This is a genomic window from Zhongshania sp. (assembly GCF_029212375.1).
Classification (GTDB): Bacteria; Pseudomonadota; Gammaproteobacteria; order Pseudomonadales; family Spongiibacteraceae; genus Spongiibacter.
The window spans coordinates 49,373-65,205 of sequence record NZ_JARGNU010000010.1 but is presented as its reverse complement, the minus strand read 5'-3'; the positions used below and the strand labels follow the sequence as shown (position 1 = coordinate 65,205).

The 15,833-nt window shown below is 52.5% G+C and carries 18 protein-coding genes; 12 read left to right on the top strand and 6 right to left on the bottom strand.

The genetic code is table 11. The features are described from left to right. Position 1: 1 nt before the first annotated feature. Genes lptA through P1U47_RS11650 form a run of 4 tightly spaced genes read right to left on the bottom strand, consistent with a single transcriptional unit; the run spans position 2 to position 2,639 of the window. Positions 2–574, bottom strand: coding sequence for a lipopolysaccharide transport periplasmic protein LptA (lptA, locus tag P1U47_RS11665; protein WP_301029110.1), 573 nt, complete (start codon positions 572–574; stop codon positions 2–4). After that, positions 561–1,127, bottom strand: coding sequence for an LPS export ABC transporter periplasmic protein LptC (lptC, locus tag P1U47_RS11660; protein WP_301029109.1), 567 nt, complete (start codon positions 1,125–1,127; stop codon positions 561–563). The genes lptA and lptC overlap by 14 nt, the downstream gene beginning before the upstream one ends. A 1-nt stretch (position 1,128) precedes the next feature. Next, positions 1,129–1,650, bottom strand: a complete 522-nt coding sequence (locus tag P1U47_RS11655; RefSeq protein ID WP_301029108.1) for an HAD family hydrolase — start codon at positions 1,648–1,650, stop codon at positions 1,129–1,131. A 14-nt stretch (positions 1,651–1,664) separates the two neighbouring features. Next, positions 1,665–2,639 (bottom strand): KpsF/GutQ family sugar-phosphate isomerase, encoded by a 975-nt coding sequence (locus P1U47_RS11650; RefSeq protein WP_366943160.1) that lies wholly within the window; start codon positions 2,637–2,639, stop codon positions 1,665–1,667. A 192-nt stretch (positions 2,640–2,831) separates the two neighbouring features. Here P1U47_RS11650 and P1U47_RS11645 point away from each other — a divergent pair, with 192 nt between their 5' ends. The 6 genes from P1U47_RS11645 (at position 2,832) to hisC (ending at position 8,221) form a co-directional block, all read left to right on the top strand. Then, on the top strand, positions 2,832–3,503 hold the full coding sequence (locus P1U47_RS11645) for a phospholipid-binding protein MlaC (protein ID WP_301029107.1): 672 nt from the start codon (positions 2,832–2,834) through the stop codon (positions 3,501–3,503). A gap of 119 nt (positions 3,504–3,622) precedes the next feature. Next, positions 3,623–3,856, top strand: coding sequence for a BolA/IbaG family iron-sulfur metabolism protein (locus P1U47_RS11640; RefSeq protein ID WP_301029106.1), 234 nt, complete (start codon positions 3,623–3,625; stop codon positions 3,854–3,856). Between the two features lie 27 nt (positions 3,857–3,883). Further along, entirely contained in the window at positions 3,884–5,149 is a 1,266-nt protein-coding gene (murA, locus tag P1U47_RS11635; protein WP_301029105.1) for a UDP-N-acetylglucosamine 1-carboxyvinyltransferase, read from the top strand. A gap of 26 nt (positions 5,150–5,175) precedes the next feature. Continuing rightward, positions 5,176–5,832: an ATP phosphoribosyltransferase gene (gene hisG / locus P1U47_RS11630; protein WP_301029104.1), complete on the top strand. Its 657-nt coding sequence runs from the start codon at positions 5,176–5,178 to the stop codon at positions 5,830–5,832. Continuing rightward, positions 5,832–7,163, top strand: a complete 1,332-nt coding sequence (gene hisD / locus P1U47_RS11625; protein ID WP_301029102.1) for a histidinol dehydrogenase — start codon at positions 5,832–5,834, stop codon at positions 7,161–7,163. Before hisG ends, hisD begins: the two co-directional genes overlap by 1 nt. Next, entirely contained in the window at positions 7,160–8,221 is a 1,062-nt protein-coding gene (hisC, locus tag P1U47_RS11620; RefSeq protein ID WP_301029101.1) for a histidinol-phosphate transaminase, read from the top strand. Before hisD ends, hisC begins: the two co-directional genes overlap by 4 nt. A 1-nt stretch (position 8,222) precedes the next feature. Here the strand turns inward: hisC and P1U47_RS11615 are convergent, their stop codons facing one another. Then, positions 8,223–9,266, bottom strand: a complete 1,044-nt coding sequence (locus P1U47_RS11615) for a trypsin-like peptidase domain-containing protein (protein ID WP_301029099.1) — start codon at positions 9,264–9,266, stop codon at positions 8,223–8,225. Between the two features lie 107 nt (positions 9,267–9,373). Here P1U47_RS11615 and P1U47_RS11610 point away from each other — a divergent pair, with 107 nt between their 5' ends. Next, positions 9,374–10,135 (top strand): Nif3-like dinuclear metal center hexameric protein, encoded by a 762-nt coding sequence (locus tag P1U47_RS11610; protein WP_301029098.1) that lies wholly within the window; start codon positions 9,374–9,376, stop codon positions 10,133–10,135. Between the two features lie 114 nt (positions 10,136–10,249). On the opposite strand, the gene P1U47_RS11605 is transcribed toward P1U47_RS11610, so the two are convergent. Then, positions 10,250–10,726: a DUF1043 family protein gene (locus P1U47_RS11605; RefSeq protein WP_301029097.1), complete on the bottom strand. Its 477-nt coding sequence runs from the start codon at positions 10,724–10,726 to the stop codon at positions 10,250–10,252. A gap of 149 nt (positions 10,727–10,875) precedes the next feature. On the opposite strand from P1U47_RS11605, the gene zapE reads away from it, so the two are divergent. The 5 genes from zapE (at position 10,876) to P1U47_RS11580 (ending at position 15,821) form a co-directional block, all read left to right on the top strand. Continuing rightward, on the top strand, positions 10,876–11,985 hold the full coding sequence (gene zapE, locus P1U47_RS11600; RefSeq protein WP_301029096.1) for a cell division protein ZapE: 1,110 nt from the start codon (positions 10,876–10,878) through the stop codon (positions 11,983–11,985). A gap of 110 nt (positions 11,986–12,095) precedes the next feature. Further along, a complete protein-coding gene (rplM, locus tag P1U47_RS11595) occupies positions 12,096–12,524 on the top strand; it encodes a 50S ribosomal protein L13 (RefSeq protein WP_008251607.1) in 429 nt (142 codons plus the stop codon). A gap of 12 nt (positions 12,525–12,536) precedes the next feature. After that, a complete protein-coding gene (gene rpsI / locus P1U47_RS11590) occupies positions 12,537–12,929 on the top strand; it encodes a 30S ribosomal protein S9 (protein WP_301029094.1) in 393 nt (130 codons plus the stop codon). 238 nt (positions 12,930–13,167) lie between these two features. Beyond that, positions 13,168–13,764: a ubiquinol-cytochrome c reductase iron-sulfur subunit gene (gene petA / locus P1U47_RS11585; RefSeq protein ID WP_301029092.1), complete on the top strand. Its 597-nt coding sequence runs from the start codon at positions 13,168–13,170 to the stop codon at positions 13,762–13,764. Further along, positions 13,764–15,821, top strand: coding sequence for a ubiquinol-cytochrome c reductase (locus P1U47_RS11580; RefSeq protein ID WP_301029091.1), 2,058 nt, complete (start codon positions 13,764–13,766; stop codon positions 15,819–15,821). Before petA ends, P1U47_RS11580 begins: the two co-directional genes overlap by 1 nt. Positions 15,822–15,833: the final 12 nt, after the last annotated feature.

The window sequence follows — 15,833 nt, the reverse complement described above, 5'->3', positions numbered from 1 at the left end:
GTTAAGGCGACTCTTCGCTATTGGTGCTTTCCACGGTGGGGCTGGTGGCGGGCTTGTCATCGGCAGGGGCTTCACTGTCGGGGATGGCTTGGGGCTGGAGGGTCATTTTGACGCGATGCTCTTTTTCAGCGGTGCCGCCGTCGGCAACCACCATTTGCTTGCGTCCGTTGTAAACCACCCTGTCGCCAGAGATTTTTGAGCCTCGATGAGTAATAGAGGCATTGCGCTGCAGCAAAATCTCTTCTTGTTGCAGGCTGTACTCAATGCGCTGGGCGCTGGCAACCACCACGCCTTCATCCGCTCTGGGCTGCTGTTCAAAATATGCGGGGCTGCCCTCGGCGATGACTTTTTCAACCTTGCGATTGGCTTCGATTATAGTGAGCTTGTCGGCGCTAATTTTGAGGGAGCCCTGGCTCATGCTGACATTGCCGATGTAGACGCCTTGGTTGTTTTCGTAAATTGCGCGGTCAGAACTCAGGTTGATGGCCTGCTTGCGGTCTTCGGGTAAGCTCAGCGCAATGCAACTAACGCTGAGTAGCAGCGTGGTGGCGAGCGCGGCTTTAGATGGGGTCATAGTGGCCTTTTACCTGGTCGAGGAGTTCAATACGTTCATTTTTCATGCTGGCTTTCATGCCCATTGAGTGGGTTTTGCCATTGCGCAGTGAGAGGGTTAATGCTTGATCGGTGCTCACTTCGCTGCTGTCTAAATTGATTCGCAGTAATTCTGTGCTTATTTGTGCTTGGCGAATCAAATCTTTTACTAGCACTGTATTCCGTAAGGTTAAGTGCTCGCCGTCCTGCGATAGTTTGCCGACCTTGGCGCTGGCGGTCCACGGCCGTTGGTCTGCGATATTGCCGATATAAAAGGGTTCTTGCAATGCTATCGAGCCATCAGAGATCAAACGCTCGGCGCTGGTGGCGCGCCACTTATAGGCAATATGGCCGTCGGCGCTGTATTTTATGCCGCTAACTTGGCGTAGATGCGAATCGGCGTCTGGTACTGCTTCAAAGCGCTCAGTAATGCTTAATTTGCCGCTTTCGCTGAATTGGGTGAGATACACCACCGTGCCGGCCATTGCGGTAATGGCCGATAGCACAGAGAATATGGTGAATTTGATTTGCTTCATCTTAGAGGTATTGCTCCAAGGCGCTATTCAGTTTGCCTTGCGCTTTAAGGATTAGCTCGCAAACCTCGCGTATGGCGCCGTTGCCACCCGCAGCGGTGGTTTGCCAGTCGGCGTGACGGGCAACGAAGTGGTGGCCGTTGGCAACGGTAATGCCGAGCCCAGCTTTGCGGATGGCGGAGAGGTCGGGCAGGTCGTCGCCGACATAGGCGATGTCTTGCATTTCAAGGCCGAGGTCGGCGCGCAATTCTTCGAGGGCGACGAGTTTGTCTTCGCGGCCTTGATAGATCAGTTCGATTTTAAGTTCGCCAGCGCGGCGCTTGACCAGCTCTGAGCAGCGACCGGTAATGATTGCCGGCTTAATGCCTGCATCGCGAAGCAATTTAATGCCGAGGCCGTCGAGAATGCTGAAGGCCTTCATTTCTTCGCCACTATTGCCAAAGTAGAGGCTGCCATCGGTGAGTACGCCGTCGACGTCCATCGCCAAAAGTTTGATGGTTTTCGCTTTTTCAATCACGCTATGCATGGTGCTGCAGTTTCCTAGGCAACGCCTGCTTTGAGCAGGTCGTGGGTGTGGATGACGCCAACGGGTTGGCCATTGTCGTTAACGGCAACCAGTACCGTAATTTTATTATCTTCCATAATGCGCAGTGCTTCCGCCGCCATAGTGCCTGGCTTAATGGTGCGGCAGTTGCGGGTCATAATGTCATCTATCGGGCAGCTGTGTATATCAATACCGCGGTCAATAGCGCGGCGCAGGTCGCCATCAGTGAAGATGCCGGCGAGTACGCCATTTTGGTCAACTACTGTGGTCATGCCAAGGGTTTTGCTGCTCATCTCCAGCAGGGCGCCGCTTAGGGCACTGCCCAGCGTGATTTTGGGAATGCTGTCGCCAGTGTGCATAATGCTATCAATTTTGAGTATGAGCCTGCGGCCCAGCGCGCCACCGGGGTGGGACAGGGCGAAGTCGTTGGCGGTAAAGCCTCTGGCCTCTAACAGGGCGATAGCCAGTGCGTCGCCCATGACTAAGGTAACCGTAGTGCTAGACGTGGGCGCGAGGTTTAGCGGGCAGGCTTCTTCGGCCACGCCGACGTTTAGGTGCACGTCTGCGGTGGTGGCGAGCTCTGAGGCGGGGTTGCCGGTGAGGGCAATCACCGGCACGGCCAGCAATTTAAGCAGGGGTAAAATAGTAATTAATTCGCCAGTGGTGCCGGAGTTAGATAGCGCAATCACTACGTCGCCGGCGGTGATCATGCCCAAGTCGCCGTGGCTGGCCTCGCCCGGATGAACAAAAAAAGCGGGGGTGCCGGTGCTGGCGAGGGTGGCGGCAATTTTATTGCCGATATGACCGGATTTACCCATGCCAGTCACCACGACGCGACCCTTGCAAGCGAGTAGAATGTCGCAGGCGCGGCCGAAGCTTTCGTCGATGCGCTCGGCGAGAACGGCAACGGCGTCCCTTTCCATGCGGATAACACGCAGGGCTGAGCTGGTATAAGATGATGGATTGGTCACGCGCGATTACCTGAATTATGTGAATTGCCCGTTAAGCTGGGGCTAATGTTAGCTATGATAATTTCCAATGTGACAAAATAACAGGATTAGCTGGCCTGAGATTTGGGAGACATTCCCGTGAAAGGGGGTCGAAGCTTACGGTTAGCAGTGTTGTGCCGTGTTTATACGGTTTAAATTTATTGAGGGAAAACTATGTTTAAGCAAATTTTACTGGCGGCATTGATGACTTTTGGCCTGTTTAGTCAGGCATCTGCTGCGGCGAAGGGGCCATATGAGCTGGTTGCCGACACCACTCAAGAGTTGGTGAAAGTAATTGAGGAGGCGCGTAGCTATGTAGATAAAGATCCGGAGCGCTTTACCAGTGAAGTGCGCCGCATAATGGATGATGTTGTCGACTTTCAAAGTTTTGCTCGCGGCATTATGGGGAAATACGGCAGCCGAGGTTATTACGAGAGCCTGAAGACTGATGCCGAGCGCGCCCAGTTCCGCGAGCGGGTTATTCGTTTTACCGATAGTTTTAAAGATGGTCTGATTAATACTTACTCAAAAGGTCTGCTGGGTTTTAATGGGAATCGAATAGAAGTACTGCCGCTGGAAGATGATGTGGACTTATCCGGCAATGTGGGCGTGCGCCAAGATATTTATGGTGAGCGCGCAAAGCCCTACCAGCTGGTGTATTCCGTTCGTAAAGATTCTAATGGTATGTGGAAGCTGCGAAATGTGATTATCGAGGGTGTGAACTTGGGTCGTATCTTTTCAAGTCAGTTTAATGCTGCTTTAAAACAATATGATGGTGATGTCGATAAAGTCATTGATAACTGGATTGTCGTGCCGAAAGAAGTGATGGAAAAGGCTGCTGAATAAAATAGAAGCATTCTTGGCGAGGTGTTAAGTCCGAAGGGGTATTCACCTCGCCATGTTGACCGCAATTGCGTACAATTCCGCGCTTGATATCGCTAGTGATGAATACAGGTAGAATTGTCATGCAAACAGACCAGATTGAACAACGTCTTTCTGAACATTTCCCCGAGAGCGAAGTGGCTGTTGGCGGCGACGGCAGTCATTTTGATGTTCGGGTTGTGAGTGCTGCGTTTGCCGGTTTGCGCGCAGTTAAACGCCAGCAATTGGTTTATGCTGCAGTTAACGATTGGATCCGCGACGGTTCACTGCACGCTATTAATATTAAAGCTATTACCCCCGAGGAAGCCCAAGCCTGAGGCTTACGGGACTTTCCAGGAGATTTCATGGATAAGTTGCTTATACGCGGCTGCGGCCCTTTGGCCGGAGAGATTCGCGTGTCCGGTTCTAAAAATGCGGCGCTGCCGATTCTTGCCGCCACCTTACTATCCAGTGAGCCGGTATTAATCCGCAATCTCCCACATTTGCACGACGTTACCACCATGATTGCGTTATTGCGCAGCATGGGCACCGAGCTGATTGTCGACGAGCGGCTCGGCGTTGAAATTAATGGGTCAACCACCACCGAAACAACGGCGCCCTATGAGCTGGTGAAAACCATGCGCGCCTCGATTTTGGTGCTGGGTCCTTTGTTAACTCATTTCGGACACGCGAAAGTGTCATTTCCTGGCGGCTGCGCGATCGGTAGTCGGCCGGTAGATCAGCATCTGCGCGGCTTTGAGGCGATGGGTGCAATTATTGATATCGACGAAGGTTATATCACTGCGCGGGCGCCAGAGGGTGGTTTAAGGGGTGCCCATGTTTTATTTGATATGGTTACCGTTGGTGGTACAGAGAATGTAATGATGGCGGCGGCGCTGGCTAACGGCCGCACCGTGCTAGAAAACGCCGCGCGTGAGCCTGAAATTGTCGATTTGGCAAATTGCCTGATCGCCATGGGTGCCAAAATCACCGGTCATGGTACGGCGACAATTACCATCGACGGTGTTAAACGCCTAAATGGCTGCACATACTCAGTGATGCCCGACCGTATTGAAGCGGGTACCTATTTGGTGGCGGCAGCGGCTAGTCGCGGTTCTATCCGGCTGCGAGATATTGGTCCTGAGACCTTAGAGGCGGTACTCGTTAAGCTGGAAGAGGCGGGTGCCAAAATCGAAAGTGGCGCCGACTGGATTACCCTCGACATGGAGGGGCGTCAGCCCAAGGCGGTGAACATTAAGACTATGCCGTATCCGGGTTTCCCTACCGATATGCAGGCCCAGTTTACCGCGATGAATACCGTGGCCGATGGCGTATCTCACGTTACCGAAACGATTTTTGAAAATCGTTTGATTCAAACCCATGAAATGAACCGTATGGGCGCTAAAATCACTATTGAAGGTAATACCGCTATGATTAAGGGTATTAACCGTCTCAAGGGTGCGCCGGTAATGGCTAGTGACCTGCGCGCCTCGGCAAGTTTGGTTATTGCTGGCTTGGTCGCCGACGGTGAAACCTTGGTTGATCGGATTTACCATATCGATCGCGGTTATGAATGTATTGAGGAGAAATTCCTCGCCCTCGGCGCCGATATTCGCCGAGTTGCCAATTAGAATTTATCAGTTCTTGGAGTTTACTTGTGGATCAGCCGGTTACTATCGCCCTAACTAAAGGGCGTATTCTTAAAGAAACCCTGCCCCTGCTAGCCGAGGCTGGCATTGTGCCGCTCGAAGATATCAGCAGCAGCCGCAAGTTGATTTTTGAAACCAATCACGCTCATATTCAGCTAATTGTGATTCGCGGTACCGATGTGCCGACCTATGTAAAACTGGGCTCGGCAGATATTGGTGTGGCGGGCAAAGATATGCTGCTCGAGATCGGCGCGGCAGATATGTATGAGCCGCTGGACCTGAATATTGCCCGCTGTCGCTTAATGACTGCGGGGCGAGTTGGCGAAGCACTGCCTCACGGCCGAGTGCGGGTGGCGACCAAATTTGTGAACGTTGCGCGGCGTCATTTTGCTGAGCGGGGTATCCAAGTGGAATTAATCAAACTCTATGGGGCGATGGAGCTGGCGCCCTTGATGAATTTGGCTGACTTGATCGTCGATATTGTTGATACCGGCAATACCCTGCGCGCCAATGGTATGGAGCCGCGGGATATGATTGCCGATGTCAGCTCGCGCTTGGTGGTTAACAAGGCGGCGATGAAGCGTAAGCACCAGAGCATTCAAGATATTATCGGCAAATTGACGGCCGCCGTGGAGGCTCGCCAAGCTGCATCGGAGTCTGTGTAATGGCGGAACTTATTCGGCGCATGAGCGCGGCAGATGCCGGTTTTGATGCCGCACTAACGGCTTTGCTAGACTGGGAGGCCACGACCAATCCCATGGTGTCCAACACCGTGGCCAGTGTATTAGCGGCTATCCGCGGCGACGGCGATGCGGCATTGCTGGCTTATACCAAGCAGTTTGATGGCGTAGATGTGGCGACGGCTGCTGAGCTAGAGATTTCGCAGACGCGCATGCAGGCGGCTTTGCAATCCATTCCCGCGGATGTTCGCGCGGCGTTGGAAAAAGCTGCCGAGCGTATCCGCAGCTATCACCAGCATCAGCGTCAGGAGTCTTGGTCTTACACCGAGGCAGACGGCACCGTGCTGGGTCAGCAAATCACCCCGCTTGAGCGGGTTGGCTTGTACGTGCCCGGTGGCAAAGCAACCTACCCCTCATCGGTGTTAATGAATGCGATTCCCGCCAAGGTGGCGGGGGTGGATGAATTGATTATGGTGTCGCCAACCCCAAAGGGCTTTGTCAACGACATGGTCTTGGCGGCGGCCGCAATCGCCGGTGTTGATCGGGTGTTTACTGTGGGCGGCGCGCAAGCAGTTGGTGCCTTGGCCTACGGCACTGAGACCATTCCTAAGGTTGATAAAATCGTTGGCCCAGGCAACATTTATGTGGCCACTGCGAAGCGTCAGGTTTTCGGCAGCGTTGGCTTGGATATGATTGCCGGCCCCTCGGAAATACTGGTGATCTGCGACGGTAAAACCGATCCAGATTGGATTGCGATGGATTTGTTTTCTCAAGCCGAACACGACGAAGATGCGCAGTCTATTTTGCTGAGCCCCGATGCCGCATTTTTGGATGCCGTGGCCGCGAGTATTGCCAAATTATTGCCAGAGTCTGAGCGGGCAGCGATTATTCGCCAGTCGCTATTGGCGCGTGGCGCCCTGATTTTGGTGAAGGATCTCGACGAAGCCATTGCGTTAAGCAATCGCATCGCCCCAGAGCATTTGGAGTTGTCGGTGGACAATGCCGAGGCCTTGCTGCCAAAAATTCGTCACGCGGGGGCGATTTTTATGGGGCGCTATACGCCTGAGGCGCTGGGTGATTACTGTGCTGGGCCGAACCACGTATTGCCAACGTCGGGCACCGCGCGGTTTTCTTCGCCGCTGGGTGTTTACGATTTTCAAAAGCGCTCATCTATTATTGGCTGTTCGGCGGCGGGTGCTGCAGAGTTGGCCAAGGTGGCTTCGGTGCTGGCCAGGGGTGAGTCTTTAACTGCTCACGCCCGCAGTGCAGAGTACCGTTTATTGCCTGCGAATAGCGCTGGCGAGGAGTCGACATGAGCCGGTTTTGGAGTCCCTTCGTTAAGGGCTTGGTGCCCTATGTGCCTGGTGAACAGCCTAAAATGCACAAGCTCACCAAGCTTAATACCAATGAGAATCCCTACGGACCGTCGCCAAAGGTGTTGGCGGCGATACAGGATGAGCTGGGCGATGATTTGCGCCGCTACCCAGATCCCAATAGCGATTTGTTAAAAGCAGCGATTGCTGATTATCACGGCGTGGACGCCGCACAGGTGTTTGTTGGCAACGGTTCAGATGAAGTGCTGGCGCATATTTTTCACGGCCTGTTTCAGCACGGTAAGCCGCTGCTATTTCCCGATATTACCTACAGCTTTTATCCAGTTTACTGTGGTTTGTACGGTATTCCCTATGAGGCGATACCGCTGGACGAGTCTTTCCAAATTCGGGTTGGCGATTACACGGGCATGAAGGGCGGGATTATTTTCCCCAACCCAAATGCGCCGACGGGATGCTTTTTGCCCCTCGCCGAGATTGAGCGGCTATTGATGGTGAATACCGAGACCGTGGTCGTTATCGATGAGGCCTATGTGGATTTTGGCGGCGAATCGGCAATTTGTCTCGTTGAGCGCTTTCCTAATTTGCTCGTTACTCAGACCTTGTCTAAGTCGCGTTCGCTGGCGGGTTTGCGCGTGGGGTTTGCCGTTGGTCACCCAGATTTGATTGAGGCTTTAGAGCGAATTAAGAACAGCTTTAACTCTTATCCTCTCGATCGACTCGCGCAGCGTGGCGCGGTCGCCTCGTTTGCCGATCAGGCCTATTTTGAACAGTGCCAACAAGCGGTAGTCAGTGAGCGCGATAAGCTTGTGCAGGCGTTAACGGCGCTGGATTTTGAGGTGTTGCCCTCGGCGGCGAACTTTGTGTTTTGTCGTCACTGCAGCCGCGATGCGGCCGCCTTGGCTGCCGGCTTGCGTGAAGATGGCGTAATCGTTCGCCACTTCAAACAAGCTCGTATTGAGCAATATTTGCGGATTACCGTTGGTCGCCCAGAAGAGAATGCCGTGTTGCTTGCGTCTTTGCAGGCAATTCTAGCCAATTGATTTAGCTATTGGGGCGCTCGGCCACTTGCGTCTCGATAGTGAGTACCTCTTCACCCCGCAATAATCCGATTCGCACCCGCTCGCCTGGGCGAGTGTAAGTGATCAGCTTCATGCCTGCGTGACCGTCGCCGACTTGTTCACCGTTAATTTCAGTGAGAATGTCACCAATTTTGAGCCCCGCCTTCTCGGCTGGGCCGCTAGTGGCTAGGGCGGTTATGACCACGCCGTTAGTGCCAATGCCCACCGGCTGCACCTCGATACCCAGCCAGCCACGCAGGGGGCGGCCGTAGCTAATGAGGTCGCTCATGGTGCGCAGCGCGAGATCCGTGGGAATGGCAAGGCCTATGCCGGTTGAACCGCCGCTCTGGGTGTAGATGGCGGTATTGATTCCAAGCAGGCGGCCTTTGGTGTCGATTAGTGCGCCGCCGGAGTTGCCAGGGTTGATGGCCGCATCGGTTTGAATAAAATTTTCAAATTGGCTCAGGCCAAGGCCGTAGCGGCCGGTGGCGCTGACAATGCCCTGAGTTACGGTTTGCCCAAAACCATAGGGGTTGCCAATAGCTAAAACGATATTGCCGACCCGTATTTTACTCGGATCGCCGATGCTTATACTGGTGAGTCCATCTAGGTCGATTTTAAGTACCGCAAGATCAGTGTCGGCGTCGCTACCAATAACGCTGGCAAGGGCTTGGCGGCCGTCGTGAAGTAGTACTAATATTTCGTCGGCGCCGTTAATAACGTGGTAGTTGGTGAGCAAGTAGCCGGCATCGCTAACAATAACCCCAGAGCCCAAGCTGCGTTCGAGCTGTTGTTTGACTTTGCCGTTGCGGCTGAAAAAGTGTTTGAATAGCGGGTCATTGGCGAGGGGGTGGCGCTGCTGAACGACCTTGGTGGTGTATATGTTGGCTACTGCCGGAGCAGCGTGCTCAACGGCGTAAACGTAGTCGCGGTCGCGCTGGCTCTGTAGGTAGGTGAGTATGCATAGGCCCAGTAATACCCCGCAGAGTGTTGGCCAAATCAGGGTCTTGGGGTTGGGCAGGTTCAAAAGCGGGATCCTCGTAATGCGCTAATTGGCCGTTTCCGGCCTCGACTAAAGTGTTGGCGTGCAAGCCTAGCATGAATCACGCCGTTTTCGAATTTCTAGGAGCTTGTATGAGTGTTTCATTGTCCGCCTTAGTGGCCGCCGCAGACGAGCTGCTGGCGCCGCAAAATTTTAACGACTACTGCCCAAATGGGCTGCAGGTAGCTGGGCGCAGTGATGTGCGTCGGATTGTGTCGGGGGTGACGGCGTCGCAGGCCTTGATCGAGGCGGCAATAGACGCACAGGCTGACGCCATCATAGTACACCACGGCTATTTTTGGCGGGGCGAAGATCCTTGTGTGGTTGGTATGAAGCGCCGTCGCTTGGCGTTATTGCTGCAGCACGATATTAGTTTGATCGCCTATCACCTGCCCTTAGATGCACATCCCGAATTGGGTAATAATATTCAGTTGGCTAAGCAGTTGGGTATTACCGTGCAGGGTGGGCTTGAACCGAACAATCCCCGTTCGGTGGGTAATGTTGGGGTGTTAGCAGCCCCTCAGTCAGCGCAGGATTTTGCTGATCATATCGCCACAATTTTGGGGCGGCGCCCGCTATTAGAGCTGGGGCACGGCCGGCCAATTCGGAGTATTGCTTGGTGTACGGGCGGGGCGCAGTCTTATATAGAGAAGGCAGCTGCGCTGGGCATGGACGCTTTTCTCAGTGGCGAGGTGTCGGAGCCAACTATTTTGGCTGCGCGAGAGCTGGGGATTCACTATATTGGCGCAGGTCATCACGCCACTGAGCGCTACGGGGTGCAGGCCTTGGCTGCGGAGCTGGCTGGGCGCTTTGATTTATATCATGAGTTTATCGACATCGATAACCCCGCCTAGCGGGCGTGTGGAGCGTGTTGTGATGCTCTGACAGGTCGGTAAGGCCCTAGCTTAGCTGCTAGGGCGTACTTTTTGCATGGGCTGATTGGGTGCTGGCAAGTGACGCCGGCGAAATCAGAGGTGCGGCGCTACCGGCGGGGTGATTTGTTCTTTGGTTTTCTTTTCGGAGTCCATGCCGAACTCTTCGTGCAGTGCGCCTTTTTTGCCGGGCTGGCGAGGTGCGTAATCTAGTGGTGGTGCCGAGGGCACAACTTTGTTGGATTTGCTTTCCAGTACGGGACGGCCTTCGGGGAGGGCTTGCAGCGGGCTGATGCCTGAACTGTGCAAATTTTGGGCGCCTTCCACAATATGGTTGTGGACGCTGCGGTAGCTTTCGGCGAGTTCGTTAAGGAGTTCGCCAGTGCGGTCGAAATGGCTGCTAACTTGCTGCTGGTAATCCTGCTGCTGTTGTTGCATTTCGCTGAACTGCTTTTCTAGTGCTGCACGGTTCTGCTGCTCGGGTTTTAGTCGGCCCAAGACGAAGTAGCCTATGGCGGCGCCACTTAATAGGCAAATAATGGCAACGGCGATCAATGTGGTAAAGTCTTGCACAGAAGCTCCTCCGGTGAGTCGACGTGTTTGTCACTCTCGTATAACTAAGTATAACTGCTCGCGCTCTGTGGTTCAGTAATCCGAGATAAAAAATTGCCAATTCACAATCAGGCCGGTAAAGTTGCGCCGTCTTGAACGAGGCTCATACAATGGCTACCCCTATACAGCGATATCGCCGTGATCTTGAGTTGGCAGATTTTTCTTACGATGCAGCTCAAGAACAAGCGGTTATGTGTCTGCAGCGTCTATACGATGATCTTGTGGCGCAGCCCATGCCTAGCGCGACAGGGCTTTGGGCGAGTGTTAGTGCGCGCATTACGCGGCGTAAATCACCCGTGGCCGATATTAAAGGTCTGTATTTTTGGGGCGGAGTGGGGCGCGGTAAAACCTATTTGATGGACACCTTTTTCGACACCCTGCCGTTTGAAAATAAATTGCGAGCGCATTTCCATCGCTTTATGCAGCGGGTCCATAAAGAGCTGAAATCCCTTTCTGGTGAAAAAAACCCCCTTGTGATTGTCGCGGATCGCATCGCTGATGAGGCGAGAGTGATTTGCTTTGACGAGTTTTTTGTCTCGGATATCACCGATGCGATGATACTTGCTGGTTTGTTTGAGCGTTTGTTCGAGCGCGGCGTGGTTTTAGTGGCGACCTCAAATATTGTTCCCGACGGTCTCTATAAAGATGGCTTGCAGCGCGCGAGGTTTCTGCCAGCAATTGCCTTGTTGAATCAACGTACCGAAGTCGTCAACGTGGATGGCGGGGTTGATTACCGCTTGCGGGCTCTTGAGCAGGCTGAATTATATTATCAACCGCTGGGCGAGGCGGCAGAGCAAAGTTTGATGCGGAGTTTTCAGCGCTTGGCGCCTGAGCCGGTCAGTGCTGATCAAGCTCTAGATATAGAAGGGCGAAACATTGTGGCGCGCTATGTGGCCGACGATGTGGCGTGGTTTGACTTTGTCGAACTCTGTGATGGCCCACGCAGTCAGTATGACTATATAGAATTGGCGCGGGTGTTTCATGCGGTAGTGGTTAGCAATGTGCCGCAAATGGGGGCGGGGCGCGACGATCAGGCGCGGCGTTTCATTAACTTAATTGATGAATTTTACGATCGCAACGTTAAATTGGTTTTGTCGGCTGCAGTTTCCCTTGAAAATCTGTATACTGGCGGCCGATTGGATTTTGAGTTTGAGCGGACTCAGAGTCGTCTGCTGGAAATGCAGTCTGAGGACTATCTTGGGCAAGAGCACCGTCCATAACGGTGTTTGTCGCTATTCCTTTAGAAAACCAAATATTCCGCTTGAAAAACCTGTGGCGCTTATGTAGTATTCGCGCTCTTTGTTCGGTACGGGCCCTATAGGCGAGACACATGAAAACCTTAAGCGCAAAACCCAGTGACGTAATACATGACTGGTACGTAGTAGACGCCGCCGAAAAAACATTGGGTCGTTTGGCCAGTGAAATTGCGCATCGTTTGCGCGGTAAGCATAAGCCTGAATACACGCCTCATGTTGATACTGGCGATTATATCGTTGTTGTTAATGCGGAAAAAATTCGCGTTACCGGCAATAAGGCAAGTGGTAAGATCTACCATCACCACACCGGTTATCCGGGTGGATTGAAGTCGATGAGCTTCGAGAAGTTGATCGAGAAAGCCCCTGAGCGCGTGATCCAGGGAGCGGTAAAGGGTATGTTGCCCAAGAACCCGCTGGGTCGTGCTATGTTTAAAAAATTGAAAGTTTACGCTGGTACTGAGCATCCCCATACCGCTCAGCAGCCAGTTGAACTGAACATCTAACGGAAGCGTAATATGTCAGCCACCCAGTATTACGGTACAGGTCGCCGTAAAACCTCGTCAGCCCGTGTATTCCTGAGAGCAGGAACCGGCGCTATTTCAGTTAACGATCGCACTCTTGACCAGTATTTTGGTCGTGAAGTAGCACGCATGATCGTTCGTCAGCCATTAGAGCTGGTCGAAATGTCTGAAAAGTTTGATATTTTGGTGACCGTTGCAGGTGGTGGCAGTTTCGGCCAAGCCGGTGCGATTCGCCATGGCATTACTCGTGCTCTTATGGAATATGACGAAGGCCTGCGCAGCAGTCTGCGTAAAGCTGGTTTCGTAACCCGAGATTCACGTGAAGTTGAACGTAAGAAAGTCGGTCTGCGTAAAGCTCGTAAGAAGCCACAATTCTCCAAGCGTTAACCGCGACGGCCTCTGGCCTGTGGAGACTGCCCATTGCGGCTTTCGGAAAACGCCCACGAGCTACGATGTGGGCGTTTTTTTTTGCCTGAACAAAGATCTGGATACGGATCTTTGTCGCGCATTATTATTGTCAGAATGGGTCAAGTTCATTAGTATTTGGCCCATTTGGAATTTTGGAGTGGGTTCCGCTCATCTAGCGGGGCCAGCCTGACTTTTCGTATGTTATGGGGGAATCGTCATGAGTAATGACGGCGTAAATACAGGGCGTCGACGTTTCCTGACGGCCGCAACATCTGTTGTTGGTGCCGCCGGGGCCGTTGGTATAGCAACGCCATTTGTGGGTTCTTGGAACCCTAGTGCTAAAGCAAAAGCTGCCGGTGCGCCAGTAAAGGCTGACATTAGTAAGCTTGAGCCGGGTCAGATGGTTGTTGTTGAATGGCGTGGCAAACCTGTTTATGTGGTGCGTCGCACCGAAGAACAGCTTGCTGGTCTCAACGAGCTAGCACAATATCTTAAAGATCCTGAATCGACCGGTTCGGATCAGCCTGCCTATGTTGAAACCATTACTCGCTCAATTCGTCCGGAATATTTGGTTCTGGTCGGCTTGTGTACGCATTTGGGTTGTGCGCCTAAGCATCACCCAGAAGTGGGTGTGCCTGATCTAGGTGGTAAAGCTTGGCTAGGTGGATTCTTCTGCCCTTGTCACGGTTCGCGCTTTGACTTGGCTGGACGTGTTTATCAGGGTTCACCAGCGTCTCAAAACCTTGTTGTCCCTCCTTATTCCTTTGAGGGTAACGGTGTGCTTGTTATCGGTATTGATCAGGGGGCTGCGTAATGGTCAAAATGCTAGTGGGTTTGCGCGATTGGGTTGATGCCCGTCTGCCAATCATGCGTGCGTGGGATACCCATATGGGTAAATACTACGCGCCGAAAAACTTTAATTTCTGGTATTTCTTTGGTGTGTTGTCGCTAGTAGTGCTGGTTAACCAGCTGCTGACCGGCGTATGGCTAACCATGAGTTTTACCCCCAGCTCTGAAGAAGCATTCAACTCTGTTGAATACATCATGCGTGATGTCGACTTTGGTTGGATCATTCGCTATATGCATTCCACCGGTGCTTCGGCATTCTTTATTGTGGTTTACCTGCATATGTTCCGCGGCCTGTTGTATGGCTCATACCAAAAACCCCGTGAATTGATTTGGGTTTTCGGTATGTTCATCTTCCTTGCGCTGATGGCCGAAGCCTTTGTTGGTTATGTACTGCCTTGGGGGCAAATGTCCTATTGGGGTGCGCAGGTTATTATTTCGCTATTTGGCGCGATACCTGTAGTCGGTGACGATATTGTGCAGTGGGTTCGCGGCGACTTCCTTATTTCTGGGGTGACTCTAAACCGTTTCTTTGCTCTACATGTTGTTGCCTTGCCAATTATCCTGATTGCCTTGGTTGTGCTGCATTTGCTGGCGCTGCACGAAGTGGGTTCAAATAACCCCGACGGTGTAGAAATCAAGAAAAACAAGGATGCCAATGGCATACCTCTGGATGGCGTGGCTTTCCACCCGTATTACACCGTTCATGATTTAACGGCGATTGCGGTCTTCCTGTTTGTTTTCTGCGCTATTGTGTTCTTTATGCCGGAGATGGGCGGTTACTTCCTAGAACACGCCAACTTTGAAATTGCTAATGGCTTGAAAACCCCTGAGCACATTGCACCGGTTTGGTATTTCACGCCGTTCTATTCAGTGCTGCGCGCTGTGCCGGATAAGCTAATGGGCTTTATGGCCTTTGGCGCTTCGGTAGCCATTTTGTTCTTACTGCCATGGTTGGATCGCAGCAAAGTTAAGTCGATTCGTTACAAAGGTAATTTCAGTAAAGCGGCCATTTTGATTTTTGTTGCCTCTTTCTTAATCCTTGGTGTATTGGGTGTGAAGGCGCCGACCGAAGCGCGGACTTTGTTGGCGCGTATCTGCTCGGTGATCTACTTTGCCTTCTTCTTGCTGATGCCGTTCTGGACTAAATGGGAAGCGACCAAGCCGGAGCCTACTCGTACTACCGATGGTGGTATGGGTTTCTGGAAGAGTATGTTGGTGTTATTGGTTGTGATTCTGTTAACTGTGCTGCCACTTAAAGCGGCGGGTTCAGAGTCTAACTTTGATTGCGGCACTGTGGCCTGTGATCATATCGAAACCGATGTTACCGACCTGCCATCTTTGCAGAGCGGCGCAGCGACCTATATGAACTATTGTATGGGTTGTCACTCGCTGAACTATGCGCGTTACCAGCGCACTGCTGAAGATCTTGGTATTCCGCTGGAGCTATTTGAGAGCCATTTGAAATTTGATAGTGACGCCAAAATCGGATCACTTATGCACAATTCAATGGCCCCTGCCGACGCAAAAAAGTGGTTTGGCGCGGCACCGCCTAATTTAACGTTGGTGGCGCGCGCTCGTAGTCCTGAGTGGTTGTACACCTATTTGCGCACCTTTTACGCGGATCCGTCGCGCCCTTATGGTGTGAACAATAAAGTCTTTAAAGACGTGGGTATGCCCCATGTTATGGCTGAGTTGCAGGGTATGCCTGAGTGCGCACCTGGTCCAGTTCACGCCCATAACGGCGGCGTATTGCGCGACGAATTGACCGGCGAAGATATTCTTTTTGGTGAAGATGGCAAGGCGCTTAACCCCTGCGGTTCATTTACCTACAGCCCTGAGGGCGCCCTGAGTCCAGCAGAGTATGATAAAGTCGTTTATGACTTGGTTAACTTTTTGGAATATATCGGCGAGCCTTCGCAGGTAAAAAGTAAGCGCATTGGTGTTTTTGTGCTGCTGTTTATTGCTTTGTTCTTCGTATTTGCCTTCTTGTTGAATCGCGAATACTGGAAAGACGTGCATTAAAAATCCATCAGC

Excerpts from the sequence above, each read along its gene's own strand:
- lptA (WP_301029110.1), bottom strand. The coding sequence starts at position 574 with ATGACCCCATCTAAAGCCGCGCTCGCCACCACGCTGCTACTCAGCGTT.
- lptC (WP_301029109.1), bottom strand. The coding sequence starts at position 1,127 with ATGAAGCAAATCAAATTCACCATATTCTCTGTGCTATCGGCCATTACC.
- P1U47_RS11655 (WP_301029108.1), bottom strand. The coding sequence starts at position 1,650 with ATGCATAGCGTGATTGAAAAAGCGAAAACCATCAAACTTTTGGCGATG.
- P1U47_RS11645 (WP_301029107.1), top strand. The coding sequence starts at position 2,832 with ATGTTTAAGCAAATTTTACTGGCGGCATTGATGACTTTTGGCCTGTTT.
- P1U47_RS11640 (WP_301029106.1), top strand. The coding sequence starts at position 3,623 with ATGCAAACAGACCAGATTGAACAACGTCTTTCTGAACATTTCCCCGAG.
- murA (WP_301029105.1), top strand. The coding sequence starts at position 3,884 with ATGGATAAGTTGCTTATACGCGGCTGCGGCCCTTTGGCCGGAGAGATT.
- hisD (WP_301029102.1), top strand. The coding sequence starts at position 5,832 with ATGGCGGAACTTATTCGGCGCATGAGCGCGGCAGATGCCGGTTTTGAT.
- hisC (WP_301029101.1), top strand. The coding sequence starts at position 7,160 with ATGAGCCGGTTTTGGAGTCCCTTCGTTAAGGGCTTGGTGCCCTATGTG.
- P1U47_RS11610 (WP_301029098.1), top strand. The coding sequence starts at position 9,374 with ATGAGTGTTTCATTGTCCGCCTTAGTGGCCGCCGCAGACGAGCTGCTG.
- zapE (WP_301029096.1), top strand. The coding sequence starts at position 10,876 with ATGGCTACCCCTATACAGCGATATCGCCGTGATCTTGAGTTGGCAGAT.
- rplM (WP_008251607.1), top strand. The coding sequence starts at position 12,096 with ATGAAAACCTTAAGCGCAAAACCCAGTGACGTAATACATGACTGGTAC.
- rpsI (WP_301029094.1), top strand. The coding sequence starts at position 12,537 with ATGTCAGCCACCCAGTATTACGGTACAGGTCGCCGTAAAACCTCGTCA.
- petA (WP_301029092.1), top strand. The coding sequence starts at position 13,168 with ATGAGTAATGACGGCGTAAATACAGGGCGTCGACGTTTCCTGACGGCC.
- P1U47_RS11580 (WP_301029091.1), top strand. The coding sequence starts at position 13,764 with ATGGTCAAAATGCTAGTGGGTTTGCGCGATTGGGTTGATGCCCGTCTG.